The sequence below is a fragment of the Allokutzneria oryzae genome (assembly GCF_042429765.1).
Lineage (GTDB): Bacteria > Actinomycetota > Actinomycetes > Mycobacteriales > Pseudonocardiaceae > Allokutzneria > Allokutzneria oryzae.
The window spans coordinates 212,665-237,757 of the sequence record NZ_JBHLZU010000010.1 but is presented as its reverse complement, the minus strand read 5'-3'; the positions used below and the strand labels follow the sequence as shown (position 1 = coordinate 237,757).

26 protein-coding genes are annotated in these 25,093 nt (G+C 70.7%); 11 read left to right on the top strand and 15 right to left on the bottom strand.

Going from position 1 to position 25,093, the window contains the following annotated elements; all coding sequences use genetic code 11:
• Nucleotides 1–28: 28 nt before the first annotated feature.
• Nucleotides 29–1,189 carry an acyl-CoA dehydrogenase gene (locus tag ACFFQA_RS12460; RefSeq protein ID WP_377851951.1) on the bottom strand — a complete coding sequence of 387 codons (1,161 nt, stop codon included), beginning with the start codon at nucleotides 1,187–1,189 and terminating at the stop codon, nucleotides 29–31.
• Between the two features lie 131 nt (nucleotides 1,190–1,320).
• On the opposite strand from ACFFQA_RS12460, the gene ACFFQA_RS12455 reads away from it, so the two are divergent.
• Nucleotides 1,321–2,604 carry a pyridoxal phosphate-dependent aminotransferase gene (locus ACFFQA_RS12455; protein WP_377851950.1) on the top strand — a complete coding sequence of 428 codons (1,284 nt, stop codon included), beginning with the start codon at nucleotides 1,321–1,323 and terminating at the stop codon, nucleotides 2,602–2,604.
• A gap of 25 nt (nucleotides 2,605–2,629) precedes the next feature.
• On the top strand, nucleotides 2,630–3,493 hold the full coding sequence (locus ACFFQA_RS12450) for a MurR/RpiR family transcriptional regulator (protein WP_377851949.1): 864 nt from the start codon (nucleotides 2,630–2,632) through the stop codon (nucleotides 3,491–3,493).
• On the opposite strand, the gene ACFFQA_RS12445 is transcribed toward ACFFQA_RS12450, so the two are convergent.
• The 5 genes from ACFFQA_RS12445 to ACFFQA_RS12425 all read right to left on the bottom strand — a co-directional run bounded on the left by ACFFQA_RS12445 (nucleotide 3,481) and on the right by ACFFQA_RS12425 (nucleotide 8,026).
• Nucleotides 3,481–3,660 (bottom strand): helix-turn-helix transcriptional regulator, encoded by a 180-nt coding sequence (locus tag ACFFQA_RS12445; protein WP_377851947.1) that lies wholly within the window; start codon nucleotides 3,658–3,660, stop codon nucleotides 3,481–3,483. The genes ACFFQA_RS12450 and ACFFQA_RS12445 overlap by 13 nt on opposite strands.
• 460 nt (nucleotides 3,661–4,120) lie before the next feature.
• Entirely contained in the window at nucleotides 4,121–5,299 is a 1,179-nt protein-coding gene (locus tag ACFFQA_RS12440) for a phospholipase D-like domain-containing protein (RefSeq protein WP_377851946.1), read from the bottom strand.
• A gap of 67 nt (nucleotides 5,300–5,366) precedes the next feature.
• Complete coding sequence (purE, locus tag ACFFQA_RS12435) at nucleotides 5,367–5,882, bottom strand: 5-(carboxyamino)imidazole ribonucleotide mutase (RefSeq protein ID WP_377851945.1); 516 nt, start codon at nucleotides 5,880–5,882, stop codon at nucleotides 5,367–5,369.
• Nucleotides 5,883–7,091 carry a 5-(carboxyamino)imidazole ribonucleotide synthase gene (locus ACFFQA_RS12430; protein WP_377851943.1) on the bottom strand — a complete coding sequence of 403 codons (1,209 nt, stop codon included), beginning with the start codon at nucleotides 7,089–7,091 and terminating at the stop codon, nucleotides 5,883–5,885.
• 113 nt (nucleotides 7,092–7,204) lie between these two features.
• Nucleotides 7,205–8,026: a GGDEF domain-containing protein gene (locus tag ACFFQA_RS12425; RefSeq protein ID WP_377851941.1), complete on the bottom strand. Its 822-nt coding sequence runs from the start codon at nucleotides 8,024–8,026 to the stop codon at nucleotides 7,205–7,207.
• Between the two features lie 167 nt (nucleotides 8,027–8,193).
• Here ACFFQA_RS12425 and ACFFQA_RS12420 point away from each other — a divergent pair, with 167 nt between their 5' ends.
• A complete protein-coding gene (locus ACFFQA_RS12420) occupies nucleotides 8,194–10,299 on the top strand; it encodes a sigma-70 family RNA polymerase sigma factor (RefSeq protein ID WP_377851939.1) in 2,106 nt (701 codons plus the stop codon).
• Nucleotides 10,300–10,352: 53 nt separating this feature from the next.
• Here the strand turns inward: ACFFQA_RS12420 and ACFFQA_RS12415 are convergent, their stop codons facing one another.
• Complete coding sequence (locus tag ACFFQA_RS12415; RefSeq protein ID WP_377851938.1) at nucleotides 10,353–11,492, bottom strand: acyl-CoA dehydrogenase family protein; 1,140 nt, start codon at nucleotides 11,490–11,492, stop codon at nucleotides 10,353–10,355.
• Nucleotides 11,493–11,607: 115 nt separating this feature from the next.
• On the opposite strand from ACFFQA_RS12415, the gene ACFFQA_RS12410 reads away from it, so the two are divergent.
• Nucleotides 11,608–12,162: a GtrA family protein gene (locus tag ACFFQA_RS12410; protein ID WP_377851937.1), complete on the top strand. Its 555-nt coding sequence runs from the start codon at nucleotides 11,608–11,610 to the stop codon at nucleotides 12,160–12,162.
• Between the two features lie 24 nt (nucleotides 12,163–12,186).
• Entirely contained in the window at nucleotides 12,187–12,741 is a 555-nt protein-coding gene (locus ACFFQA_RS12405) for a GtrA family protein (RefSeq protein WP_377851936.1), read from the top strand.
• A gap of 102 nt (nucleotides 12,742–12,843) precedes the next feature.
• Here the strand turns inward: ACFFQA_RS12405 and ACFFQA_RS12400 are convergent, their stop codons facing one another.
• Entirely contained in the window at nucleotides 12,844–14,124 is a 1,281-nt protein-coding gene (locus tag ACFFQA_RS12400) for a sensor histidine kinase (protein ID WP_377851935.1), read from the bottom strand.
• A gap of 12 nt (nucleotides 14,125–14,136) precedes the next feature.
• Nucleotides 14,137–14,811: a response regulator transcription factor gene (locus ACFFQA_RS12395; protein WP_377851933.1), complete on the bottom strand. Its 675-nt coding sequence runs from the start codon at nucleotides 14,809–14,811 to the stop codon at nucleotides 14,137–14,139.
• Nucleotides 14,812–14,834: 23 nt separating this feature from the next.
• On the opposite strand from ACFFQA_RS12395, the gene hisN reads away from it, so the two are divergent.
• Nucleotides 14,835–15,611, top strand: a complete 777-nt coding sequence (gene hisN, locus ACFFQA_RS12390; RefSeq protein WP_377851931.1) for a histidinol-phosphatase — start codon at nucleotides 14,835–14,837, stop codon at nucleotides 15,609–15,611.
• Nucleotides 15,612–15,696: 85 nt separating this feature from the next.
• Here hisN and ACFFQA_RS12385 read toward each other — a convergent pair whose 3' ends face one another.
• Nucleotides 15,697–17,262 (bottom strand): acyl-CoA carboxylase subunit beta, encoded by a 1,566-nt coding sequence (locus tag ACFFQA_RS12385; protein WP_377851930.1) that lies wholly within the window; start codon nucleotides 17,260–17,262, stop codon nucleotides 15,697–15,699.
• Between the two features lie 97 nt (nucleotides 17,263–17,359).
• Here ACFFQA_RS12385 and ACFFQA_RS12380 point away from each other — a divergent pair, with 97 nt between their 5' ends.
• The gene (locus tag ACFFQA_RS12380) at nucleotides 17,360–17,809 is read left to right on the top strand and encodes a MaoC/PaaZ C-terminal domain-containing protein (protein ID WP_377851929.1); all 450 of its coding nucleotides are present in this window, start codon (nucleotides 17,360–17,362) and stop codon (nucleotides 17,807–17,809) included.
• 66 nt (nucleotides 17,810–17,875) lie between these two features.
• Complete coding sequence (locus tag ACFFQA_RS12375) at nucleotides 17,876–18,289, top strand: hypothetical protein (RefSeq protein WP_377851928.1); 414 nt, start codon at nucleotides 17,876–17,878, stop codon at nucleotides 18,287–18,289.
• Here the strand turns inward: ACFFQA_RS12375 and ACFFQA_RS12370 are convergent, their stop codons facing one another.
• The 5 genes from ACFFQA_RS12370 to ACFFQA_RS12350 form a co-directional block, all read right to left on the bottom strand.
• Nucleotides 18,290–18,952: an adenosylcobinamide amidohydrolase gene (locus ACFFQA_RS12370; RefSeq protein WP_377851927.1), complete on the bottom strand. Its 663-nt coding sequence runs from the start codon at nucleotides 18,950–18,952 to the stop codon at nucleotides 18,290–18,292.
• Nucleotides 18,949–19,380 carry a GNAT family N-acetyltransferase gene (locus ACFFQA_RS12365; protein ID WP_377851926.1) on the bottom strand — a complete coding sequence of 144 codons (432 nt, stop codon included), beginning with the start codon at nucleotides 19,378–19,380 and terminating at the stop codon, nucleotides 18,949–18,951. Before ACFFQA_RS12365 ends, ACFFQA_RS12370 begins: the two co-directional genes overlap by 4 nt.
• On the bottom strand, nucleotides 19,377–20,312 hold the full coding sequence (locus ACFFQA_RS12360) for a hydroxymethylglutaryl-CoA lyase (protein ID WP_377851925.1): 936 nt from the start codon (nucleotides 20,310–20,312) through the stop codon (nucleotides 19,377–19,379). Before ACFFQA_RS12360 ends, ACFFQA_RS12365 begins: the two co-directional genes overlap by 4 nt.
• Entirely contained in the window at nucleotides 20,312–20,827 is a 516-nt protein-coding gene (locus ACFFQA_RS12355) for a PH domain-containing protein (RefSeq protein WP_377851924.1), read from the bottom strand. Before ACFFQA_RS12355 ends, ACFFQA_RS12360 begins: the two co-directional genes overlap by 1 nt.
• Nucleotides 20,828–20,895: 68 nt before the next feature.
• The gene (locus tag ACFFQA_RS12350) at nucleotides 20,896–21,756 is read right to left on the bottom strand and encodes a biotin--[acetyl-CoA-carboxylase] ligase (RefSeq protein WP_377851923.1); all 861 of its coding nucleotides are present in this window, start codon (nucleotides 21,754–21,756) and stop codon (nucleotides 20,896–20,898) included.
• Nucleotides 21,757–21,905: 149 nt separating this feature from the next.
• Between ACFFQA_RS12350 and ACFFQA_RS12345 the strand changes: the two genes are divergently transcribed.
• From ACFFQA_RS12345 to ACFFQA_RS12335, 3 genes are all read left to right on the top strand, one after another.
• A complete protein-coding gene (locus ACFFQA_RS12345) occupies nucleotides 21,906–22,988 on the top strand; it encodes a methyltransferase (RefSeq protein WP_377851922.1) in 1,083 nt (360 codons plus the stop codon).
• 242 nt (nucleotides 22,989–23,230) lie between these two features.
• Complete coding sequence (locus tag ACFFQA_RS12340) at nucleotides 23,231–24,871, top strand: acyl-CoA carboxylase subunit beta (protein ID WP_377851921.1); 1,641 nt, start codon at nucleotides 23,231–23,233, stop codon at nucleotides 24,869–24,871.
• The gene (locus ACFFQA_RS12335) at nucleotides 24,868–25,092 is read left to right on the top strand and encodes an acyl-CoA carboxylase subunit epsilon (RefSeq protein WP_377851920.1); all 225 of its coding nucleotides are present in this window, start codon (nucleotides 24,868–24,870) and stop codon (nucleotides 25,090–25,092) included. Before ACFFQA_RS12340 ends, ACFFQA_RS12335 begins: the two co-directional genes overlap by 4 nt.
• The last annotated feature ends 1 nt before the right edge of the window (nucleotide 25,093 follow it).

The window sequence follows — 25,093 nt, the reverse complement described above, 5'->3', positions numbered from 1 at the left end:
TCACCGGCCTCGGCGTAGTCGAGCTAGCTCACCTGAGCAGCGCGCGGGACATCACGACCCGCTGGATCTGGTTGGTGCCCTCGTAGATCTGGGTGATCTTGGCGTCGCGCATCATGCGCTCGACCGGGAAGTCACGGGTGTAGCCCGCGCCGCCGAAGAGCTGGACGGCGTCGGTGGTGACCTCCATGGCCACGTCGGAGGCGTAGCACTTGGCGGCGGCGGTGATGAAGCCGAGGTTGGGCTCACCGCGCTCCGCCTTGGCCGCGGCGACGTAGACCATGTGCCTGGCCGCCTCGACCTTCATCGCCATGTCGGCGAGCATGAACTGCACGCCCTGGAACTCCGAGATGGCCTTGCCGAACTGCTTGCGGTCCTTGACGTAGGCGATGGCCGCGTCGAGGGCGCCCTGCGCGATGCCGACCGCCTGCGCGCCGATCGTCGGGCGGGTGTGGTCCAGCGTGCGCAGCGCGGTCTTCAGACCCGTGCCGGGCTCACCGATGATGCGGTCCGCCGGGATGGTGCAGTCGGAGAAGTAGATCTCGCGCGTCGGCGAGCCCTTGATGCCGAGCTTCTTCTCCTTCGGGCCGACCTCGAAGCCCGGGTCGTCCTTGTGCACCACGAAAGCGGAGATGCCGTTGGACTTCTTCTCCGCGTTGGGGTCGGTGACCGCCATGACGGTGTACCAGTCGGAGACGCCCGCGTTGGTGATCCAGCACTTGGTGCCGTTGAGCACCCAGTTGTCGCCGTCGAGCCGGGCGCGGGTGCGCATCGACGCGGTGTCCGAGCCCGCTTCGCGCTCCGACAGCGCGTAGGAGGCCATCGACTCGCCGCTGGCGATGGACGGCATCACCTTCTGCTTCAGCTCCTCGGAGCCGGAGAGCAGGATCGGCATCGTGCCGAGCTTGTTGACGGCCGGGATCAGCGAGGAGGAGCCGCAGACGCGGGCGACCTCTTCGATGACGATGCAGGTCGCGACCGAGTCGGCGCCCTCACCGCCGTAGGCGTCCGGCACGTGCACCGCGGCGAAGCCCGCCTTGACCAGCGCGTCACGGGCCTCGCTCGGGAACCGCTCCTGCTCGTCGACCTCGGCGGCGTGCGGGGCGATCTCCTTCTCTGCCAACGCCCGGACCGCGTCGCGGAGGGCGTCGTGCTCCTCGGCCAGTTGGTAGGTGCCGAAGCTCGGGTCCACGTTTGTTACCTCCGAGTAGCCGTTCCTGCCCTGGATGCTAGCCGCCTTCGCCGGAGCACCGAAGCACCCCGGCTCTGCAAACAAAGTTGCAAAGGTCTTGTTTCTTGCATTTTCAGTTGTAGCCTCGACTCATGCTCAGCTACCAGAGCGCGCCCGCGCGGACAGGTCTCGCGCAGTCGGCCACGCTCGCCGCGAACGAACGCATCCGCGCCATCCAGGCCACCGGGGAGTCGGTGGTGCACCTCGCATTCGGGGAGGCCGGGCTGCCGGTGCTGCCCGAGGTCGCCGCCGCGCTCTCCGCGGCCGCGACGGAGAACTCCTACGGCCCGACCGCGGGCACCGACGCCGTGCGCGCCGCGGCGGCCGGCTACCTCAGCCGCCGGGGCGTGCCGACCGAGCCGGACCAGATCGTGGCGGGCCCGGGGAGCAAGCCGCTGCTCTACGCGCTGCTCACGGTGCTGCCGGGCGACATCGTGCTGCCGAGGCCGAGCTGGGTGAGCTACGCCGCGCAAGCCGCGCTCGCGGGCAAGGAGGTCATCTGGGTGGACGTGCCGGAGCACACCGGTGGTGTCCCCGACCCGGAGGCCCTGGAGAACGCGCTGCTCGAAGCCAGGTGGCGGGGGCAGCGGCCCGGCGTCCTCGTGGTCACCTCACCGGACAACCCGACCGGGACCACCCCGGACGCGGAGCTGGTGCGGCAGGTCTGCGCGGTGGCCGAGCGCTACGGCCTGGTGGTGATCTCCGACGAGATCTACCGCGACCTGGCGCACGACCCGGACGCGCTGTTGAGCCCGGCCGCGGTGTTCCCGGAGCGCACGATCGTCACCACCGGGCTGAGCAAGGCGAACGCGCTCGGCGGCTGGCGGCTGGGCTTCTGCCGCATCCCGGAGACCCGCGAGGGCGCTCAGCTGCGCGAGCGACTGGTCGGCGTCGCCAGCGAGGTGTGGTCCAACCCGGCGATGCCGGTGCAGATCGCCGCGGGCTACCTGCTCGACGAGCCCACCGAGGTGCGCGAGTACGTCCGGGCCGGGCGCGAACTGCACCGCAAGGTCGTCACGGAGGCCCACCGCCTGCTCGTCGCCGCGGGTGCCTCGTGCCGCGCCCCTGGTGGCGGCTTCTACCTGTACCCGGACCTCGAACCGGCGCGGGAGCGGTTCCGGCTGGGCTCCGGCGCCGACCTCGCGGAGGTGCTGCTGACGATGTACCGGGTCGGTGTGCTGCGCGGTGAGGCTTTCGGCGATGATCCCAGGGCACTGCGCTTCCGGATGGCGACCAGCCTGCTCTACGGAACCGACGACGTGCAGCGGTGGGAAGCCCTGCACAGTGCCGACCCGGTGGCGCTGCCCTGGATCGCCGACGCGCTGAACCGGCTGGCAGAAGCCGTCGACGACCTCACAGGAGGGAGCACTGGGTGATCTCCAGCTTGAGGCGGCGAGCCCGGTGAGCGACGCGCCGACGTCCTTCGCCGAGCTGAGCGAGCTGCTGCGCAGGGAGTCCGACGGGTTCACACCGTCGCAACGGACCCTGGCCGAACGCGTGCTGGCCGACCCGGAGGGCATTGCCTTCAAGACGGTCAGCGAGCTGGCCCGCGACGTCGGGGTGAACGAGGCGACCGTGGTCCGCTTCGCCCAGCGGTGCGGACTGTCCGGCTATCCCGCGCTGATCAAGCTCTGCCGCGAGCACCTCTCCGGTCAGGCCCAGCTGGTCCGCAGGCTCGGATCGCTGGCCGACGCGCCGGACGAGCTGCTCAGCAAGGCCGTCGAGCTGGACAAGCAGAACCTCACCCGCACCCTGGCCAGGGTCGACCCGGACGCGTGGCGCCGGGCCGTCGGGGCCCTGGCCGGCGCGCGCCGGGTGCACGTGATGGGGCTGCGCAAGTCCCACTCGGTCGCCTACCTGCTCGCCTACCTGCTCGACCTGGTGCTCGACGACGTCTCCCTGGTCATCCCCGGCCCCGGCACCCTCACCGACCGGCTGCGCCGCCTGGAGTCCACCGACGTCCTGGTCGCGGTCTCCCTGCACCGCTACGCGGCGGACACGGTCCGGGCCGTGCGCCAGGCGAAGTCCGCGGGAGCGACCACGATCGCGCTGACCGACACGGCGGCGTCCCCCTTGGCCGACATGGCCGACTCCGTCTTCTTCGCCGACACGGCGGGCGCGGGCCTGCTCCGCTCGGTGACCGCCCTCGTGGGGCTGGCCCAGGCGATGGCGGCGGGAGTGGCCGCCCGCCGAGCCGACCAGGCTCCGGAAGCACTGCGCCGTCAGGAAGAACTCCTCGTCGCCTTCAACACCTACCACCCCTGACCACGGCGGCCCGGCTCGACCGGCTCCGCGAGCCCGCGTTGCCGGAACTCCCTCGGCCCTTCTCCGGAGCGGGCCTTGAACACCGAGGAGAACCAGGTCGGTGTGAAGCCGCTCCTAGCGGCGATCTCTCCGATCGTGGCCGCTCTGGCCGCCGGGTCGGCCAGCACGTCCCTAGTACGGCCCCACCGCAGGCGAGTTCGACATCACCAGTGCCCCCAGCGCGCACCTCGTCCTTCGCGTACGGCCCGCACTTCCGCGCAGGCGCGGTTGGAAAGCCGGATCACGCTGTCGGAGCTGTTCGGCCGGTTCCCTCTCGTTCCCTGCCGAGGACGTGTCCCGTACCGGCCGAACTTCGTCGCCTACGGACCCGTCACACTTCCGGCGTCCCTCGGCAGGGGCGAGCAGCCGGTCCCGCAAGTCGTCCCGATGCCCCGATGTGCGCCCGGGCTGGCTGGCTGGCGTGGCCGGTATTTTCGCGTTTTGTCACCTAAATGCGCAAAAGAGCGCTCCCATTTCGCATTAAGGCTACAAAACGCGATATGAGGGGCACGCGAGTGAGGGCGCCAGGGGTGGTGCGGGTGCCAGGGGGTGGTGCGGGCGCCAAGGGGTGGTGAGGGCGCCAGGGGGCTAGGAGCCCTTGGCCCAGATCGCGGAGAAGTTGTCGGCGTAGTCCTTCGAGACGTCCGGGCGCTCCACGCGGATCAGGGTCTCGTCGTGGGTGCGCAGAGCCGGGCCGGTCAGGTTCTGCGAACCCGTGAACACCAGGTGCCGCTTCGCGGTGTCGTTGTAGTGCGACTTCACCACGATGTACTTGGAGTGCAGCTTCTTCAGCTGGCGGACCGTGATGTTCTTCTGGCCCTTGAACGCGTCGCGCACGTACTGGCTGAGGTTGTCACCGACCAGCACCCGCACCTTGCACCCCAGCTTGCCGATGCGGACCAGCTCGCTGATCACCGGCTGACGCGGCCCGGTGAACTGCGCGTGCGCCACGTCCACCGTGCAGCCGGGCTCGGACTTCACGTACTTCAGCACCTGGGCGATCGTGTCGGTCGAGTGCTCCGCCGACGTGCCGCCCTTCGAGTCCGCGCGCGGGGAGAGGTACGCGCGGACGCTCGCGGTGTCGGAGCGGAAGTACTTGTTGTAGTTCGAGGTGCGCTTCTGGTTGAGCATCGCGTCGAGGTGCTGGTCGAAGAAGTCGTACAGCGGCTTGTCGCCGTGCACCACGACCGCGTTGTTGAAGTGCTCGTTCTGGCTGTTGGTCAGGTTCTGCGACGACACCCAGACCGCGTTGGTCATGTTCTTCGTCGCGGAGAACATGAAGACCTTGTTGTGGTTGATCGCGCCCTTGCGGCTGCTGATGCAGGAGGAGTAGCCGGCCGAGGCGCTGCCGCAGAAGACCAGGCGGGTGAGGCCCGCGGACTTGAGGATCTTGATCGCCTCGTTGTCGGGCTTGAGGTTGGAGTCGCCTGCGCCCGCGCGGTCGATCGCGAGGTACACCCTCACCCCGCGCGCCTGCGCGTTCTTCAGCGCCGTCGCGACCGGTGTCCTGGTCCAGGTGAACATCTCACCGTGGATCTCCGAGCCGGCCGGTGCGCCGTCGACCAGGCTGACGAGGTCGGTTTCGATGCGGTGGTCGGGGGTGCTGCCCGTCGGGTTGTTGAAGATCGTGTACGAGCCGGTCGCGGCCGGTGCCGCCGCCTGCGCCGGAATGGCCCCCAGGCCGAGCGTTACCGCGCCGAGCAGGGCGGCGGCGCGACCCCAGCCGCGACGCCACCCCGTCTCACCTGCGAAGAGTTTTGCTCCCATGCGGGGAAAGTAAGTCCGCACGAGAGGTGAATCACTCTCGCTTCACATCATTCGATGCTGATTGCCCTTACTGGCCGATTCGGTCCCGCAGCGCCGCGTCCTTGTCCAGCACGAGCTTCTCCAGATCCGACTGGAACGCGGCCATCCGCTGCCGCAAGGACGCCGCAAGATCGTCCGAGCCCGCCGCGAGCGTGCGCACCGCGAGCAGGCCCGCGTTGCGCGCGCCACCGACGGAGACCGTGGCGACCGGGACGCCCGCGGGCATCTGCACGATCGACAGCAGCGAGTCCATGCCGTCCAGGTACTTCAGCGGCACCGGCACGCCGATCACCGGCAGCACCGTGGCCGAGGCGACCATGCCCGGCAGGTGCGCCGCCCCGCCCGCGCCCGCGATGATCACCCGGATGCCCCGCTCCACCGCGCTCGCGGCGTAGTCGAGCATCCGCTGCGGCGTCCGGTGCGCGGAGACCACGCTCACCTCGTGCGGCACGTCGAACTCGGCAAGCGCCTCGACGGCGGCCTGCATGACCGGCCAGTCCGAGTCGCTGCCCATGATCACGCCGACCAATGGTGTGCCTGTCATTCAGCTGTCCCCCTGGGGTTCGGAGCCGTGGATGTCGTAGCCGTCCGGCCATTCGGCGTGCGAGAGCCAGTGCGCGGAGAGCACGGCCCTGCGCCGCGCCTCGGTCATGTCCGTGCCGAGCACGGTCACGTGCCCGACCTTGCGCCCCGGCCGCTCGGCCTTGCCGTAGAGGTGCACGTGCGCGTCGGGGAACCGGGCGTACAGGTGGTGCAGCCGCTCGTCCACCGTCATGCCCGGAAGTTCCGGCGCGCCAAGGACATTGGCCATCACCACGGCCGGCGCGACCATGTCGGTCACGCCGAGCGGGTAGTCCAGCACCGCGCGCACGTGCTGCTCGAACTGCGAGGTGCGGGCACCCTCGATGGTCCAGTGCCCGGAGTTGTGCGGGCGCATCGCCAGCTCGTTCACCACGACGCCGTCGGCGGTCTCGAACAGCTCCACCGCGAGCACACCGACGACCCCGAGCTCGTCGGCCACCCGCAGCGCGAGCTCCTGCGCTGCCGCAGCGACCTCCGGGTCCAGGCCGGGGGCGGGCGCGAGGACCTCGACGCAGATGCCGTCCCGCTGCACGGTCTCCACCAGCGGCCACGCGCCGCCCTGGCCGAACGGCGAACGGGACACCAGCGCGGCGAGCTCACGACGCATCGGCACGCACTGTTCGACCATCACCGAAGTCCCGGCGGCGAGCAGCTCGGGAACCACCCGTTCGGCGCTGCTCGGCGTGTTCAGCACCCACACGCCCTTGCCGTCGTAGCCGCCGCGGATCGCCTTGAGCACGCAGGGCCAGCCGTGCTCGGCACCGAAGCGCAGGACGTCGCCGACCTCCTCGACACGGGCGAAGGGAGGGACGGGCAGGCCGAGCTCGGCGAGCTTGACCCGCATCACCAGCTTGTCCTGGGCGTGCAGCAGCGCGTCCGGGCCGGGGTGCACCTTGACACCCTCCTCGACCAGCACGCGCAGGTGCTCACCGGGCACGTGCTCGTGGTCGAAGGTCAGCACGTCGCAGGACTTCGCGAAGGCGCGCAGCGCGTCCAGGTCGGTGTGCTCGCCCAGGGTGACCGAGGGCGCGACCAGCGCAGCCGGGTCGTCCGGTGACACGGCGAGCACGTGCAGTGACTGGCCGAGGGCGATGGCGGCCTGGTGGGTCATTCTGGCGAGTTGGCCGCCGCCAACCATGCCGACGACGGGGGTGCCGGTGCGGGAGTCCACGGTCCGTGAACACTACTGGACGCCCGCTCACCAGCCGCCATTCGCGGGCTTATGGACCTGTGAGGAGCTCCGGAAGCGTCCATAAGCCCGCGAATGGCCGGGAAACGGGGGGGTCAGGCTCGGGCGAGGTGGGTGATGAGGTCGCCGGCGGCCTCGGGGGTGGTGGGGAGGCGTTCGAGCCAGACGCGGACGGGTCCGGTGTCGTCGAGGTCCGGGTCCACCGCGAGGCGGCGCTTGACCAGCCACGCCGTGGCGGCGACGCGGCGCTGCAGCCGGTCGTCCCGCCGCGCGAGCACCGCGGCCACCGAGGGGCCGACCGCGGCGAGGGTCTCCCCCGAGTCGAAGACGAGCCGGACGACCTCGGCGATGAGCACCATCACCACCAGCCTCGACCAGCCGGTCGCCGCGGACAGGTCGGTGGCGACGAGCACCAGGCCGTACTCGTCCTCGCAGCGCTGCTCGCGGGACCGCGCCTCCCGGTAGACCTCGCGCAGCCTGGTGCGCAGGTAGGCGGTGGTGGCGAGCCCGGTCAGCCCGTCCTCGGCCTCGCGCTCGCCGACCTGCCGGGAGAGCACGTCGGCCCAGGCGAGCGCGTGCGCCCTGATCAGCTCGACCGGCACCGCGTCCGGGTCGACCGGGACCGCGCCCGGCCCGGCGGAGGTCAGCACGGCGTGCAGCGCGGCGAGGTCCTGGAGCGTCTCGGCGAGTCCTGCCCCGGTCTGCGCCCGGGACTGGGCCAGCCGGTTGAGCGCGGGCGCGGTGTCGCCGCCGAGCACGTGCGCGCGGCACACCTCGTCGACCTCGGCCAGTGCCCAGTCGCTCGGGAACGGCCAGCCCGCCGCCAGGCTCGTGGCACGCCACCGTGCACGGAGAGTACGGATCGCGCCTTCATCACGCTCACGGTCCACCCGTGGCGTGAATTCGCGCGTACCCACCGTCGCCACCCTCCCGGACCTCGATCACTGTCGACTTCCCTGACGCAGCTCTGGAGAACTCGTGACGCCGTTCGGCGTGACGTTTCCGGTCCCGCTCCGTCACACTGAGCGAGCACAACGGACGACCGGCTGCCCATCAGACCGGTCGCCCCAACGAGAGGGCAAGAGTGTCGAGCGTTCAGGGGGACACACCCAGCCGCGGTGATGCCGAGCTGATCACGGAAGTGCGCAACGGCTCGACCGAGGCGTACGGCCGGCTCTACGAGCGGCACGTGGCAGCTGCTTACAACCTCGCGCGACAACTCGCGCGCTCGACGGCGGAAGCGGATGACCTGGTGTCAGAGGCTTTCGCCAAGGTTCTCGACACGCTGCGCGGTGGCCGGGGACCCGACGCTGCCTTCCGTGCTTACCTGCTCACCGCGCTGCGCCACACCGCGTACGACAAGACCCGCCGGGACCGGAGGGTCGAGTTCTCCGACGACATCTCCACGGTCGCCGACGCGGCGTCGGTCGTCGTGCCCTTCACCGACACCGCGGTCGCCGGACTGGACCGCTCGCTGGCCGCCAAGGCCTTCGCGCGGCTGCCCGAGCGGTGGCAGGCGGTGCTGTGGCATACCGAGATCGAGGGACAGTCCCCCGCCGAGGTCGCCCCCATCCTCGGGCTCACCGCCAACGGGGTGTCCGCGCTGGCCTACCGCGCCCGGGAGGGGCTGCGGCAGGCCTACCTCCAGGTGCACGTCGGGTCCGGGACCGGAGAGCAGTGCCGCGCCACGATCGAGCGACTCGGCGCGTGGACCCGGGACGGCCTGTCCCGCCGCGAGACCGCGCAGGTCGAGTCGCACCTCGACAGCTGCGACCGCTGCCGCGTGCTCGCCGCCGAGCTCGGCGAGGTCAACGGCGCGCTGCGGCTGGTCATCGCCCCGCTGGTGCTCGGGGGCGCGGTCACCGCGTACCTCGCCGCGGCGGGAGCCGGAACGGCGAAGGCCGCGGCCGCCGGGCTGTTCACGGCGGGAGCCGCTGCCGGAGCGGGCGCGGCCGCCGGAGCCGGAGGCGGCGCCGGTGGTGGTGGCGTCGGCAGCGCCGCGAGCGCGCTGCCCAGGCAGATCGTCGGCAGCGCCGTCTCCGCGGTCGCGCTGGGCGCGGCCATCGCGGTCGGCATGACCGCGGACCAGGACAAGGAGCCGCCCAAGATCACCGCCCAGGTGACCACCACGAGGCCGGCACCGCCCCCACCCGCACCGCCACCGCCACCGCCGAACCCGCCCCCGGCCAAGCCGACGCCACCGGCGCCAACGCCGGCACCGGCTCCCCCTCCCCCGCCGGAGCCGCCCCCCGCCCCGGCCCCGGAGCCGCCTCCGCCCCCACCGGAGCCGCAGCCCGCGCGGCTGGTGCCCTCGGTGGCCGCGCCGGAGGGACCGCTGACGCCCGGCGGTCCGCCCCAGGAGATGGGCATCACCGTCGCCAACAACGGCGAGAAGGTCTCCGACCCGGTGACGGTGAAGCTGAACCTGCCGCCGGGCGTGACCGTCGGCAAGCCCGCGCCGCGCTTCGCGCCGATGAGCTCGCGCGCGGTGATCGAGTGCACCGACGCCACGTGCACCAGTCCCGGCGGGATCGCGCCCGGCGAGAGCGCCACGTTCCACTTCAAGCTCTACGCCTCGGTCGACGCCAAACCGGGTCAGATCACCGGCACGATCAACGCGGGCGCACTGCCGAACGTGAACATCCCGACCGTGCCGGTCGAGGTGAAGCCGGTCGACGCGATCGACCTGTCCGCCCGGGTGCGCTACATCGGCCGGTGGCCGGCGCGGCTGGACGTGGTCGCGACGAACCGGGGCTCGCAGCGCGGGAAGATGGAGGTCGACATCGGCATCCCGCAGGGCTTCGTTGGCATCGGCTGGCCTGCCGGGTGCAAGGGCCAGGGCACGACGCTGCACTGCGAGAAGCAGGTCAACCCGGGCAGCCAGTACACGGTGCAGCTGTGGCTGCTCTCGCTCGGCGCTGACAAGGGCACCGTGAAGCTGCGTGCCCAGCTCGGCGCGGCGTCGCGGGAGCTCGCGGTGCCCATCGACCTGCCGGAGGACCGGGTCGGCGTCCCCGGCCTGAGCCCGGACATCAACACCATCCCGCCGGTTCCGGGTGGTCTGCGCGTGCCGGGCGGTCCTGGGAAACCGGCGCCCCACACGACGACGACCACTCCGCCAGCGACGACCCCGCCCAGGAGCACGACCAGCTCCCCGACGTCGCCACCCACGACGACATCGGGGAGCTAGGGCCTGCGTGTGGAGTCCATGTTCACGAGACCCCGCACGCAGATCCCTGGGCCTCAGCGGACGCCGAGCTCCCTGGCGATCACCATGCGCTGCACCTCGCTGGTGCCCTCGCCGATCTCCAGGATCTTGGCGTCGCGCCAGTGCCTGGCGACGGGGTACTCGTCCATGAAGCCGTAGCCGCCGAAGATCTGCGTGGCGTCGCGCGCGTTGTCCACGGCGATGGTCGACGCGTAGAGCTTGGCGATGGCCGCCTGCTTCTTGAACGGCTGCCCAGCGACCAGCCGCGCCGCGGCGTCGTACCAGGCCAGCCGGGCCACGTGGGTGCGCATCTCCATGTCGGCGATCTTGAACTGGATCGCCTGGTAGTGGCCGATGTTGTGGCCGAACGCGGTGCGCTCGGCCGCGTAGCGGACGCACTCGTCGACGCAGCCCTGGGCGAGGCCGACGCTGAGCGCGGCGATCGCGACCCTGCCCTCGTCCAGGGTGGACAGGAACTGGGCGAAGCCCCTGCCGCGCTCGCCGAGCAGGTTCGCCGCGGGCACCCGCAGGTCGTCGAAGGACAGCTCACGCGTGTCCGAGGCCCGCCAGCCGACCTTCTGGTACTTCGGCGCGACCGTCAGCCCCGGCGTCCCGGCGGGCACGATGATCGAGGAGATCTCGTCGTCGCCGGTGCGCGCCGCGACGGTGATCGCCGAGGTGATGTCGGTGCCGGAGTTGGTGATGAAGCACTTGGACCCGTTGATCACCCACTCGTCGCCGTCCAGCCGCGCGGTGGTGCGCAGCGCCGCGGCGTCCGAGCCGCTGCCGGGCTCGGTGAGGCCGAAGGCGGCCAGCTTCCGCCCGGCGACCAGGTCGGGCAGGAAGGTGGCGCGCTGCTCGTCGGTGCCGAAGCGGTAGATCGGCATCGCGCCGAGGGAGACCGCGGCCTCCAGGGTGATCGCGACGGAGGAGTCGGCGCGGGCCAGCTCCTCCAGGGCCAGGCAGAGCACGAAGTAGTCGCCGTCCATGCCCCCGAGCTCCTCGGGGAAGGGCAGGCCGAACAGGCCCATCTCGCCCATCTGGCGGACGACGTCGTAAGGGAAGGTCCCAGCGGCGTCGTTGGCGTGCGCTTGTGGCGCCACCACGGTGCTGGCGAAGTCCTCCACGGTCTTGCGGAAGTCCTCCTGCTCGGCATCGAGCCGGTAGTCAGGCATGTGACACCCCTTGCTGAATAGTTGGAGCAAGTGTCACATCCCGCCCCTCACCGCACCAGACCCCTGTACCGGGGGCTGCATCCGGATGGGTGAACCGGCTCCGTAGAATGCGGAAGTGGCCGCCCTGGATGCTGTTCTCGTCCGCCTGCCCCAGCCGTACCGCGACCTGCTCGTCAAGCACCACGAGCTGCTGAAGTTCGCGATCGTCGGCTCGATCACCTTCGTGGTGAACACCGTGGTCTTCTACGGTCTGAAGTGGACGATCCTGGAGCCGAAGCCGGTCAGCGCCCTCGCGGTGGCCGTGATCGTCGCCACGATCGTCGGTTACGTGCTCAACCGGGAGTGGTCCTTCCGCACCCGCGGCGGGCGCGAGCGGCACCACGAGGCCGCGCTGTACTTCCTGATCAGCGGCGTCGGCGTCCTGATCAACTCCGCCCCGCTCTACGCGTCCCGCTACTGGCTGATGCTGGAGGAACCGCACGTCAGCGCCCTGGTCCAGGAGGTGGCCGACTTCGCGAGCGGCATGCTGCTGGGCACCGTGCTCGCCATGGTCTTCCGCTGGTGGGCGTTCCGGAAGTACGTCTTCCCCGACGAGGGCGCCCGCGTGGTCCGCGACGCCGAGAAGCTGCTCAAGGAACAGGCGCGCCGGACCGAACCGGCATCCGAGTGATTTCCGCGTACGTAGACTCGCCGGGTGTCCCTGATCCACACGGTCGTCGGTAAGTTCCCCAAGCCCGTGCGCGAGCTGATGCTCAAGCACCGTGAGCTGCTGAAGTTCGCCTTCGTCGGTGGCACGACGTTCGTGATCGACACCGCGATCTTCTACGGGTTGAAGCTGACGATCCTGCACGACCGCCCCGTCACCTCGAAGGTCATCGCGGTGCTCGTGGCGACGATCGTGTCCTACGTCCTCAACCGCGAGTGGTCCTTCCGCGCGCGGGGCGGCCGGGAGAAGCGGCACGAGGCCGCGCTGTACTTCCTGGTCAGCGGCATCGGCGTGGGGATCTACGCCTTCCCGCTGTTCTTCTCCCGCTACGTGCTGGACCTGCGGTACCCGGACGTGGCGGTGGCCTACCAGGAGCTCGGCGACTTCTTCCTCGGCCAGATCGGCGGCGTGCTGCTGGGCATGGTGTTCCGTTGGTGGGCGTTCCGGAAGTTCGTCTTCCCGGAGGAGAACGCCAAGCCGCGCGCGCTCCAAGGCTCGACCCGCAACGTCGACGCCGAGTACGAGGAGTTCGGCCACTCCTGAGCCGTGCGGCGCCCGGCACGACCCGCACCGCGGGCGACCGCACTCGCGATTTCCGATGGGGACGGTCACATCGGCGGAATCCGCATGGCGCAAGGCATCTGGTCAGCGGGGAGTGCTCTCGGCGGGCCAGGGGACGCCGAGCACGTCGTCGGCGCGCGGCACCGGCAGGAAGATCACGAAGGTGGCGCGGCGGGTCGCGGAGAGCTCCAGCCGCCCTCCGTCGGCCTCCACCAGCGCCCTGGCCAGCGCCAGGCCCACGCCGGTCGAACCCGAGCCCGACACACCCCGTTCGAAGACGTGCGCGACCAGCTCGTCCGGCACGCCCGCTCCGCCGTCGGTGATCTCCACGGTCACCATGCCGTCGCCGTGCTTGGCGGAGACGGTGACGGTGCCGTCGCCGTGCCTGTTGGCGTTGTCCAGCAACACGCCAACGGCCTCACGCAGGCGGGACGGGGTGGCTCGGGCGAGCAGACCGGAGGTGACCCGGATCCGCAGCGCCCTGCCGTCCTTGCGCAGCGGCTCGCGCCACTCCGCGGCGATCGCGGGCAGCTCGCTGGCCAGGTCCACCGGCTCCGCGCCGACCGACCGGGCCCGGTGCGCGGCGGCCAGCAGCTCCTCCAGGACCGTGACCAGGTGGTCGACCTGCTCCAGAGCGGCAGCCGCCTCGCTCGCGGTGGACTCCTCCGGATGCATCGCCAACCCCTCCAGTCGCAGCCGCATCGCGGTCAGCCGACTGCGGAGCTGGTGGGAGACGTCGCCGATGAGCTCGCGCTCGCGCTGCATCAGCTCGGCGAGCGCGGAGGCCGAGGTGTCCAGCGCCTCGGCGAGCCGGTCCAGCTCGGGCACCTCGTAGCGGCGGCGGTCCGGGCGGAAGTCGCCGGCGCCGAGGCGGGCCGCGCGGTTGGCCACGTGCCGCAGCGGGTCGGCGAGGCGGCGCGCGGTCACCGTGGCCACGGCGGTCCCGATCGCCATCGACACCACGACCAGCAGCATCACCAGTCCGGCCATCTCCAGCTGGTCGCGGCGCAGTGTCGCGCCGGGAATGGTGAGCCGGACCTCGCCCTGCCGCACGATCGGCTGGGCCTCGGTGAGCACGTCCCCGGTCAGCTCCGGGCCGAGGCGCTGCGAGGGCAGGCCGGGGAGCGTGACGACGAGCTCGCCGCCTGGCGGCACCGCGAGCTGCACCCCCTGCAGCTCGACCGAGTGCGATCCGCCGGCGAGCTGGTTGTCCAGCTCGGTGGCGATCTGCCTGGCCCGCGCGGACAGTTCCTTGCGGGTGACGTCCTCGACGACCTGGAGGGCGCTGTAGCCCAAGGGGATGCCCAGCGCGAAGCCGGTCACCAGGACGGCGAGCAAGATCGCGCGGAGGATGCGGCGGCGCATGCTTGGCGCCCCCTAGTCTGCGTTGAAGCGGAAGCCGACACCGCGCACGGTCGCGATGCGGCGCTCCGCGGTGCCCGCGTGGGCGTCGCCGATCTTCCGGCGCAGCCAGGAGATGTGCATGTCCAGCGTCTTGCTGCCGCGCAGCTCCGGGTCGTTCCAGACCTCGTCGAGGATGTCGTCGCGGCTGACCACCTGGCCCGCGCGCTCCATCAGCACCCGCAGCAGCTCGAACTCCTTGTTGGCGAGCTGGACCTCACGCCCGTCCACCTGCACCCGCCGCGCGGAGAAGTCGATGCGCACGCCGTTGGACTCCAGGCTGTTGTGCGAGCGGCGGCGCAGCAGCGCACGGATCCTGGCCATGAGCTCGGCCAGCCGGAACGGTTTGGCGACGTAGTCGTCGGCGCCCGCGTCGAGGCCGACGACGAAGTCCACCTCGTCGACCCGCGCGGTGAGCATGAGCACGGGTATGCCGCGCCCCGCCGCGCGCAGGCGGCGGCAGACCTCCAGGCCGTCGAGGCCGGGCAGGCCGAGGTCGAGCACGAGGAGGTCGACGCCCCCGTTGACGGCGGCCTGCAGTGCGGCCGGGCCCTCGGAGACGACCTGGACGGAGTAGCCCTCCCGTCCCAGCGCGCGGGACAGGGGCTCAGCGATGGCCGGATCGTCCTCGGCCAGCAGCACAACGCTCACAGGGCCAGCCTAGGCTCCTCCGTGTGGACCTATCGGTTGATCTCGATCTTGCGCTCAGGCTGGCCGACTCGGCGGACTCGATCACCTCGCAGCGGTTCCGCGCCCAGGACCTGCGCGTCAGCCGGAAACCGGACCGCACCCCGGTCACCGACGCGGACCTGGCGGTGGAGGACGCGGTCCGCGAACTTCTCACAAACGCGCGTCCCGACGACACGGTGGTCGGCGAGGAACGCGGGGGTACGGCGGGTGCGGGCCGGTCCTGGGTGCTGGACCCGATCGACGGCACGAAGAACTTCCTGCGCGGTGTCCCGGCGTGGGCGACGCTGATCGCGCTGGTGGTGGACGGCACCCCGGAGGTGGGCGTGATCAGCGCCCCGGCGATGGGTCGCCGCTGGTGGGCGGCTCGGGGCCTGGGCGCGTGGACCTCCGACCAGGACGGGTCGCGACGCCGGATCTCGGTCTCGGGCGTGGACGCGATCGAGGACGCCTACCTCTCCACCACCCACCTGGGCTCGTGGGTGGAGTTCCACTCACGCGAGGCGTACCTGAGGCTGGTCGACGCCTGCTGGGAGAACCGCGCGTTCGGCGACTTCTGGCAGCACTGCCTGGTGGCGGAGGGCGCGATCGACCTGGCGGCCGAGGCGATCGTGAACCCCTGGGACGTGGCCTCGGTCCAGGTCCTGGTCGAAGAGGCCGGCGGCCGGTTCACCGCGCTGGACGGCTCCCCCGACTACACCAAGGGCAGCGTCCTGACCTCCAACTCCCTGCTCCACCCCCACGCCCTATCCCTCCTCTCCTGACCCCCCGGCCATTCGCGGGCTTATGGACCGTTCCGCCAGTACCGAAGAGGTCCATAAGCCCGCGAATGGCGAGAAAGGGGTGGGGTTAGACGGGGGTTACGCCGTGGCGGCGGCGGGAGAAGTGGCGGTCCTTGTTCGCCGCTGCGCGGTAGCGGCGGATGAGCTCGGCGCGGAGGTCCTCCGGCTGCACGATCGTGTCGATGACCAGCTCGCTCGCCAGCCGGAGCACGTCGATGTCCTGCTCGTACTCCGCGCGCTTGGCCTGGACGAAGGCCTCGCGCTCCGCCTCGTCCGCGATGGCCGCGATCTTGTTGGCGTAGACGGCGTTCACCGCGGCCTCCGCGCCCATCACCGCGATCTTGGCGGTGGGCAGGGCGATCGTGGCGTCCGGGTCGAAACCGGGACCGGCCATGGCGTAGAGGCCCGCGCCGTAGGCCTTGCGCACCACCACGCACAGCTTCGGCACCGTCGCCTCGGAGACCGCCGTGATCATCTTGGCGCCGTGCCGGATGATGCCCTGCTTCTCCACGGCCGTGCCGACCATGAAGCCCGGCACGTCGGAGAGGAACAGCAGCGGCACGTTGAACGCGTCGCAGAGCTGGATGAACCGGCTGGCCTTGTCCGCGGAGTCCACGAACAGCACGCCGCCCTTGAACATCGAGTTGTTCGCCACGACACCGACGACCCGGCCGTCGACGCGGCCGAAGCCGACCGTCAGCTCCTTGGCCCACAGGGCGTGGATCTCGAAGAACGAGCCGTCGTCGAGCAGCGCCTTGATGTAGCGGCGCATGTCGAAGGCCTGGCGCTCGCTGTCCGGGACGAGCTTGCGCAGGTCGCCCTTGCCGGGGCCGGTCGGCTCGGCGGCGGGCGGCTCGCCCTGCCAGTTGGACGGCAGGTAGGACAGGTACTGGCGCACGGTGCCCAGCGCCTCGTCCTCGGTCTTGGCCAGGAAGTGGCCGACGCCGGAGGTGGTGCAGTGCACGGCGGCGCCGCCCATCTCCTCCAGGGTGGTCTTCTCCCCGGTGACCATCTCGACCATGCGGTCGGAACCGAGGTACATCGACGCGTTGCCCTCGACCATGATCACCACGTCGCAGAACGCGGGGATGTAGGCGCCACCGGCCGCGCTCGGCCCGAACAGCGCGCAGACCTGCGGGATCGAGCCGGAGGCGCGGACCTGGTTGTGGAAGATCTTCCCGGCGCCGCGGCGGCCGGGGAACAGCTCGACCTGGTCGGTGATCCGGGCGCCGGCGGAGTCGACCAGGTAGACCATGGGCACGCCGGTCGAGTAGGCGGTCTCGATGATCCGGATGATCTTCTCGACGGTGCGCGCGCCCCAGGAGCCCGCCTTCACCGTGGAGTCGTTGGCCATCAGGCAGACCGGGCGGCCGTCGACGGTCGCGGTCCCGGTGATCACGCCGTCGGCCGGCAGGCCATCGGCCAACGCGTTGGCGTAGAGGCCGTCCTCGACGAAGCTGCCGGGGTCGACGAGCCGCTCCACCCGCTCGCGGGCGAACAGCTTGCCCTTGCCCGCGTTGGCCTTGTGGTACTTCTCCGCGCCGCCCGCGACGACGCGCGCGTGCACCTCACCGAGGTGGTCCACGGGAAGGTCGGTACCGGCGGCGTCGGCGGCATCCATGGTCTGGCTCACACCGGGCAGATTACGGGCTCCCCCCTGCGGCCGCGTATGACACCCCTCACCATTTCAAGCGAAGAGGTGTCACAAGTCGCTGTGTGAGGATCTGGCCATGGCAACGATCGCGTACGAGGACCTGACGCCGGGAACGGTCATCGACCTGGGTGAGGTCGTGATCGACAAGACCGAGATGCTGGCGTTCAACGAGCGCTTCGACCCCCAGCCGTTCCACCTCGACGAGGTGGCGGGCCGCAACTCCGTCCTCGGCGGGCTGTGCGCATCGGGCTGGTTCACCGCGTCGCTGTGGATGCGCCAGTACGTCGACCACGTGCTGGCGGACTCGACCTCGCAGGGCTCGCCCGGCGGCAAGGACCTGTCGTGGGCCGCTCCGGTCTTCCCCGACGACGTGCTGAGGTGCCAGCTCGAAGTGATCTCCGCGCGGCGCTCGCGCAGCCGGGAGAACCTGGGGCTGGTGGAGATCACCGGCTCCGCGCTCCGGGACGGAGAACGCGTCATGAGCTTCACCTTCACCGGCATGTTCGGCACCCGCGACGGCTCCTGAGCCCACTACCGCCGGGTAGAGCCGAAACAGTTGCGGCCAGCTCTCGGCGCGCAACAGGCTGGGGTCATGTCGAACAGAATCGGCTCGACCCTGCTCGCAGTCCTGCTGGCGGTCGGTGGAGCGTTCACTGCCGTGGCACCGGCCTCCGCCGCGCCCGCGTGGCAGTGCGGCTGGAAGTGGAACGGCTCGGACTACAAGGGCGGAAAGGCCTGCATCCGCGTCAACGGCGGCAACTTCGAGGCGTGGGCGGAGATCTCCTCGGTGCCCAAGGGCTGCCGGAGCATCACGCTCTACGTGTTCGAGGACTCGCCGAACCCGCGGCGCGGCTACACGAACTTCAGCTGCGAGAAGGGCAAGACCGACCGGATCAGGGTGACCACCCGCAACCACAAGGGAATCCGGACCTACGCCCAGGTGCAGATCCACACCGGCGACGTGACCGGCCCGATCCGCAGGGAGAGCAAGAGCGTCAAAGCCTGATCACGGCCCGGTCCACGGCTCGTAGCGCGGGAACTTCACCCGCAGTCCCTCCGCGATCGAGGCGTGCACCGCACGCGCCATCGCCGAACCGAGTCGCGAACGCGGTCCGCCGTAAGCCTCGGCGGGCCCGTTCGTGGGGCACAGCAACACAACCGCGTCCGTGCAGGTCCCGGTTCCCGGCACTCCGGCCTCACCCAGCGCCTGCGCCTTGGCCTCCGCGGCGGTCGCGACGGCGTTGACCAGCGCGGCCTCGGACATCCGCACCGGAAGCCAGCACACCACGTTGATCGTTCCGGGTGAGGTGTCCACTGTGGACTCCTTCGCTGCCGCCCACGTGGGGTGCAGCCCGACCCCGGTCGTCACGGACGCCACCACTCCCTTGTCCGGAGTGGTCACCGCGAGGCGGACGTCGACGGCGGTCAGCAAACCCGTGCCGGAACCGGAAAGTCCTGTCACAGCAGCGAGTTCGGCCACGTGCTCAGCGGGATCGTCGCGGTCGTAGTTGGAGCCGACCGTCGCGTTGACCACCCACGAGCGCTCACCGATCCCACCGCCGTGCACCCCGGAGGAGATCGCCAGCCAGGGCCGGTCGGCCTGCCAGGTCAGCACCGGGTAGGACTCGGCCCAGCGCAGCACCGGCGACGGTGCGACCCATTCGGTCATGCCACGGCACGACGAACGAGCGCCCGACGCGTGCCGCGCCGCTCCACAAGCTCGAAACCGTTGGCCAGGAACAGGTTCAGCGTTCCCTGGTACAGCGAGCCGGAATCCCGCTTGACCCCTTCGGTGCCCACCGGACAGCCCTCGACCACTCGCGCGCCCGCTTCCCGCGCGTGCTCGACAGCGGCCGCCAGCAGCGCATCAGCCACGCCTTGCCGCCGCGCGGCGCGGTGAACGGAGGAGCACGTCACCGACCACACCTCGGACAGGTCCTCGTCACGGTCCACCGGCTTGGAGACCTGCGAACGCGCCAGTCCCGGGTAGTCCGGTATCGGGGCGAGGGCCACCCAGCCGACGCCGCGATCCCCTTGCAGGGCAAGCAGTCCGAGCGGAGCACCGGCGCTCCAGACGACCCGCGAGGCGGCGGTCATCCGGTGAGCGCCCGCACCACTCGCGACGGGCTCGGCCTGCCGAGCTGCTCGGCCATCCACGCGCTGGTCGCGGCGAGGGCGTCCAGGTCGACACCGTGCTCGATGCCCATCCCGTCCAGCGCCCACACCAGGTCCTCGGTCGCGAGGTTGCCGGTCGCCGACTCCGCGTACGGGCACCCGCCGAGGCCACCGGCCGAGGAGTCCACAGTGGACACACCGCAGCGCAGCGCGGTCAGCGTGTTCGCCAGCGCCTGGCCGTAGGTGTCGTGGAAGTGCACCGCGAGCCGGTCGATCTCGTCGAAGCCCGCGATCACGTCCTCGACGAGGCCGGGGGTCGCGACGCCGATGGTGTCGCCGAGCGAGAGCTGCCAGCAGCCCATGTCCAGCAGCCGCTCGCCGACCGCGTGCACCTGCTCGGGCTCGACGTCGCCCTCCCACGGGTCGCCGAAGCACATCGAGATGTAGCCGCGCACCCGCAGCCCCTCGGCCAGCGCGCGCGTGACGACCGGCTCGAACATCTCGAACTGCTCGTCGAGGGTGCGGTTGAGGTTGCGCTTGGCGAAGGTCTCGGTGGCGCTGGCGAAGATCGCGATGTGGCCGACGCCCGCGGCGAGCGCGCGGTCAAGGCCGCGCTCGTTGGGCACCAGCACCGGGTATTCCACGCCGGCGCGGTGGTCAAGGCCCGCGAGCAGCTCCTCGGCGTCGGCCAGCTGCGGCACCCACTTCGGGTGCACGAAGCTGGTCGCCTCCAGCGTGGTCAGCCCGGCGTCGGCGAGCCTGCCGAGGAACTCCAGCTTGGTGGCGACCGGCACCACGGTCTGCTCGTTCTGCAGGCCGTCGCGCGCGCCGACCTCCCAGATCGTCACCCGCTGCGGGTAGAACGACTCCAGCGGCACCGACCGCGTCGGCAGGCCGACCTCGCGGGCGCCCATCAGCGACCCTGCCTGCGGACGTAGTCGTCGTTCGGGTCGTCGTTGGTCTCGCGGTAGAGCAGCGTGCGCACGCGCTCGACCTGGGGGATGTCGTCGAACTCCAGCGGCTCGTCGGAGGCCGACTCGACGACCAGCGTGCCGCAGCGGAACAGCCGGTCGCTCAGCGACTGGTCCGAGCGCACACTGTTGATCTTGGACATCGGCAGGTCGATGCCGCTCCGGTTCAGCACGCCCTCCCGGACCATCAGCCGGTGGGTGGTCACCACGAAGTGGGTGGTGCGCCAGCGGACGAACGGGGCGAGCACGCGCCAGACGATCAGGATGCCGCCGACGGCGGCGATCGCGATCTGACCGGCCATCCGCCACTCGGTCTCCTGCACCAGCGCGGCCAGGTAGAGGCCACCGCCGACAACGACCAGCAGCACGATCACCGGGATGATCAGCATCTTCCAGTGCGGGTGCTTGTGCACCACGACCTGCTCGTCGTCGGAAAGCAGATCGTCCGGGTAGGCCACGGGACTCCTCCTGGTGTGCGGGACGCGGCGATCACGGTACTCGCGTCGCCTCCACGGCCCCTAGCGACTCACTCGGGCTGAGTAGCCGGGCGCAGGTGGACGACATCGCCCGCGGAGACCGGCTGCGCCGACCCGTCGGCGGCGCGCACCACGAGCCTGCCGTCGGCGTCGATGTCCTCGGCGACGCCGTGCAGGAACCGGTTCCGCCCGTCACTGCCGGGCAGCTCGACCCGGACCTGCTGCCCCAGGGTGCCGCAGACCTGGCGATACCGGTCGATGAGCCCGCTGCGCACCGGGTCGCCGCCGTGCTCGCGCCACAGCCGCTCCGCGCTGTCGAGCTCCCGCAGCAGCTCGACGAGGATGCGGTCGCGCTCCAGGCAGGCGGAGCCCTGCATGGCCAGCGAGGTCGGCGGCAAGCCGCCGGGACCCACCGGAAGTTCATCCGCCCGTTGGTGGACGTTCAGACCGATCCCGAGCACCACCGCGGGCCCGTCCTGCCCGACGACCGCCTCGGCGAGCACCCCGCAGCACTTCGCCCGATCGGGTCCGATCAGCAGGTCGTTCGGCCACTTCACGACGGCCTCGACGGCGCACAGCCTGCTGACGACGCGTTGGACGACGACCCCGCCGAGCATCATCAGCCACCCGAGCCGGGGCATCGGCACCCCGGCGGGACGCAGCAGCACGGAGACGTGGATGCCCGCCCGCGCCGGGGACGTCCACGGCCGGGTGTTGCGGCCGCGCCCCGCGGTCTGCTCCTCGGCGATGAGCACGGTCCGGTCCGGGGCCCCGTTCCTGGCCGCGTCGGCGAGGTCGGTGTTGGTCGAGCCGGTGCGCGTCAGCACGTCCAGCGCGGTGAACGGCCCGTTCGGGGCCAGCAGCTCGGCGCGCAGCGCGTCCGCGGGCAAGGGAGCGAGATCGGCGATCACGCCTGCTCAGGGTAGTCGCCGACGTCCGGACGAGCACCAACGACCATCGCGTCCACTGTGGACACTCTTTCGGGTAACCGCTCGGCGAGCGGGTTGGGGCGCGCTGGGAGACATTCTCTGGCGAGGCCCTCGGCGAGGAGAGGAAACCGATGAACACCGAAGACTTGCTCGCAGGGTCGAGCATGAACACCCAAGACCTGCTCGCTGGATCCGATGCCGATCGCGGATACGTCATCGGGATGCTGTTCGCCTTCTGCCCGGCGCAGGTCGTGCACACCGTCGCCAAGCTCGGGATCTCCGACGCGCTCGCCGAGGGCGCGAGAACCACGAGTCAGCTCGCCACCGCCCTCGACGTGCACGAACCGTCGTTGAAGCGGCTGATGCGCGGGGCCGCGCAGATCGGCCTGGTCAAGGAGACGGAGAAGGACCTCTACGTGCTCACGGGCGCGGGTGAGGTGCTGCGGGAAGGCGTCCCGGGCTCGGTGCGCAACCTGGCTCTCACCTACGGCGGCGAACCGACCTGGAAGTCCTGGGGACGCATGGCGGAGAGCGTGCGCACCGGCCGCTCGGGCATCGAGCTGGAGTACGGCAGCACACCGTTCGAGTGGCTGGCCGCGCACCCGGAGGCGGAGGTCCACTTCAACGGCGCGATGGCGGAGACGACCGCGACGCAGAACCCGGTGGTGGTCGCCAACTGCGACCTGTCGGCGACCACGACACTGGTCGACGTCGGCGGCGGCAACGGCACGCTGATCGCGGGCCTGCTGACCGCGAACCCGCACGTCACGGGCACGCTCTACGACCTGCCCATGGGCCTTGCGGAGGCGGGGCCGGTGCTCACCGGGGCCGGGGTCGCGGGCCGCTGCCGGATCGTGCCTGGCGACTTCTTCGAGTCGGTCCCGGAGGGCCACGACACGTACGTGCTCAAGAGCGTCCTGCACGACTGGGACGACGAGAGCGCGATCCGGATCCTGCGCAGCTGCGCGCGGGCGATGCGCCCCGACAGCGAGCTGCTGATCGTCGAACAGATCATGCCGTCGGGCGTCAACGACTTCGCCGCGGAACCGTTCGTGGTGATGAGCGACCTGAACATGATGGTGTGCACCACGGGCAAGGAGCGCACCGAGGAGGAGTTCAGGGAGCTGCTCGCGGCGGCAGGCCTGCGCCTGGACGCGGTGCGGCGGTGCGAGTTCCCGATCTCGATCAGCATCCTCCGAGCCACACCCGCCTGACCGCGACACGAACTCTTGGCGCACAAGAAGATCTATGCGTGAGCGGTCAACAACGCCGCCAAGGGCCGCCGTTTCGTGCTCATAGCGGAGGGGAATGTCTGCTCCCAGATCCCGTTATGAGTGCGAAACGGGCACCGCGACGCCGGCCCACGGCGAGGTGGAACGTTTCAGAAGGCACCGGAGAGTGACGTGGAATACGCATCGGTAACCACCTCTGGCCCCGGTGGATACGCTCCCAGGTCATGAGCAGCGCCACCGAGCCGATCGGCGAGGCACCGAGCACGGAGCCGGACACGCACACCACTGCCGGCAAGCTCGCCGATCTGTACCGCCGCAATGACGAGGCTGTGCACGCCGGATCCGCACGCGCCGTCGAGAAGCAGCACGCCAAGGGCAAGATGACCGCCCGGGAGCGGATCGAGAAGCTGCTCGATCCCGGCTCGTTCGTCGAGCTGGACGAGCTCGCGCGGCACCGCTCGATCAACTTCGGGCAGGAGCGCAACCGGCCGTACGGCGACGGCGTCGTGACCGGCTACGGCACGGTGGACGGGCGCCCGGTGTGCGTGTTCAGCCAGGACGTGACGATCTTCGGCGGCTCGCTCGGCGAGGTGTACGGCGAGAAGATCGTCAAGGTGATGGACCTGGCGCTCAAGACCGGCAGGCCGATCGTCGGCATCAACGAGGGCGGCGGCGCGCGCATCCAGGAGGGTGTGGTCTCGCTCGGCCTCTACGGCGAGATCTTCCGGCGCAACACGCAGGCCTCCGGCGTGATCCCGCAGATCTCGCTGATCATGGGGCCGTGCGCGGGCGGGCACGTGTACTCCCCGGCGCTGACCGACTTCACCGTGATGGTGGACCAGACCTCGCACATGTTCATCACCGGCCCGGACGTGATCAAGACGGTCACCGGCGAGGACGTCGGCTTCGAGGACCTCGGCGGCGCGCGGACGCACAACACCAAGTCCGGCAACGCGCACTACATGGGCTCCGACGAGGACGACGCGATCTCCTACGTCAAGGCGCTGCTGAGCTACCTGCCGTCGAACAACCTGTCCGAGCCGCCGGTCTACGACGCGCCCGGACTGACCGAGAGCTCGATCGCCGACTCTCTGACCGACGACGACCGCGAGCTGGACACGCTCATCCCGGACTCGGCCAATCAGCCGTACGACATGCACGAGGTCGTCACCCGCGTGCTCGACGACGGCGAGTTCCTGGAGGTCCAGCCGATGTTCGCGCCGAACATCCTGATCGGTTTCGGCCGGGTGGACGGGCAGAGCGTCGGGGTCGTCGCCAACCAGCCGACCCAGTTCGCGGGCTGCCTGGACATCGACGCGAGCGAGAAGGCCGCGCGCTTCGTGCGCACCTGCGACGCCTTCAACATCCCCGTGCTGACCTTCGTGGACGTGCCCGGTTTCCTCCCCGGCACCGACCAGGAGTGGAACGGCATCATCCGGCGCGGCGCGAAGCTGATCTACGCCTACGCCGAGGCCACCGTCCCGCTGGTCACGGTGATCACCCGCAAGGCCTACGGCGGCGCCTACGACGTGATGGGCTCCAAGCACCTGGGCGCGGACGTGAACCTGGCGTGGCCGACGGCGCAGATCGCGGTCATGGGCGCTTCCGGCGCGGCCAACATCGTGCACCGCAAGACCCTCGCGCAGGCGGCGGAGCGCGGCGAGGACGTCGACGCGTTGCGCGCCAAGCTCCAGCAGGAGTACGAGGACACGCTGTGCAACCCGTACGTCGCCGCTGAGCGCGGTTACGTGGACTCGGTGATCCCGCCGTCGTACACGCGCGGCTACGTGGCGCGGGCGCTGAACCTGTTGAAGGAGAAGCGCGAGACGCTGCCGCCCAAGAAGCACGGGAACATCCCGCTGTGAGCGCCGAGGAGGAGAAGCGGCCGCTGCTGCGCGTCGTCCGGGGTGAGCCCGACGACGTGGAGCTCGCGGCCCTCACGGCGGTCATCACGGCCCTGGCGAGCCAGCAGGCTCCCGCGCCGGAACGGGAAACCCGGTCGCTGTGGGCGGATCGCGCGTCGCTGCTGCGGCGGCCGCACCATCCCGGACCGGGTGCGTGGCGCGCTTCCGCGCACCGCTTCTGAG

What these genes read in the sequence shown, in the direction of transcription:
- ACFFQA_RS12440 (WP_377851946.1), bottom strand. Translation starts at nt 5,299, where the DNA reads ATGGGAGCAAAACTCTTCGCAGGTGAGACGGGGTGGCGTCGCGGCTGG.
- ACFFQA_RS12360 (WP_377851925.1), bottom strand. Translation starts at nt 20,312, where the DNA reads ATGGGCGCCCGCGAGGTCGGCCTGCCGACGCGGTCGGTGCCGCTGGAG.
- ACFFQA_RS12340 (WP_377851921.1), top strand. Translation starts at nt 23,231, where the DNA reads ATGAGCAGCGCCACCGAGCCGATCGGCGAGGCACCGAGCACGGAGCCG.
- ACFFQA_RS12365 (WP_377851926.1), bottom strand. Translation starts at nt 19,380, where the DNA reads ATGACCGCCGCCTCGCGGGTCGTCTGGAGCGCCGGTGCTCCGCTCGGA.
- ACFFQA_RS12415 (WP_377851938.1), bottom strand. Translation starts at nt 11,492, where the DNA reads ATGCCTGACTACCGGCTCGATGCCGAGCAGGAGGACTTCCGCAAGACC.
- ACFFQA_RS12375 (WP_377851928.1), top strand. Translation starts at nt 17,876, where the DNA reads ATGTCGAACAGAATCGGCTCGACCCTGCTCGCAGTCCTGCTGGCGGTC.
- ACFFQA_RS12455 (WP_377851950.1), top strand. Translation starts at nt 1,321, where the DNA reads ATGCTCAGCTACCAGAGCGCGCCCGCGCGGACAGGTCTCGCGCAGTCG.
- ACFFQA_RS12400 (WP_377851935.1), bottom strand. Translation starts at nt 14,124, where the DNA reads ATGCGCCGCCGCATCCTCCGCGCGATCTTGCTCGCCGTCCTGGTGACC.
- ACFFQA_RS12380 (WP_377851929.1), top strand. Translation starts at nt 17,360, where the DNA reads ATGGCAACGATCGCGTACGAGGACCTGACGCCGGGAACGGTCATCGAC.
- ACFFQA_RS12370 (WP_377851927.1), bottom strand. Translation starts at nt 18,952, where the DNA reads ATGACCGAATGGGTCGCACCGTCGCCGGTGCTGCGCTGGGCCGAGTCC.
- ACFFQA_RS12345 (WP_377851922.1), top strand. Translation starts at nt 21,906, where the DNA reads ATGAACACCGAAGACTTGCTCGCAGGGTCGAGCATGAACACCCAAGAC.
- purE (WP_377851945.1), bottom strand. Translation starts at nt 5,882, where the DNA reads ATGACAGGCACACCATTGGTCGGCGTGATCATGGGCAGCGACTCGGAC.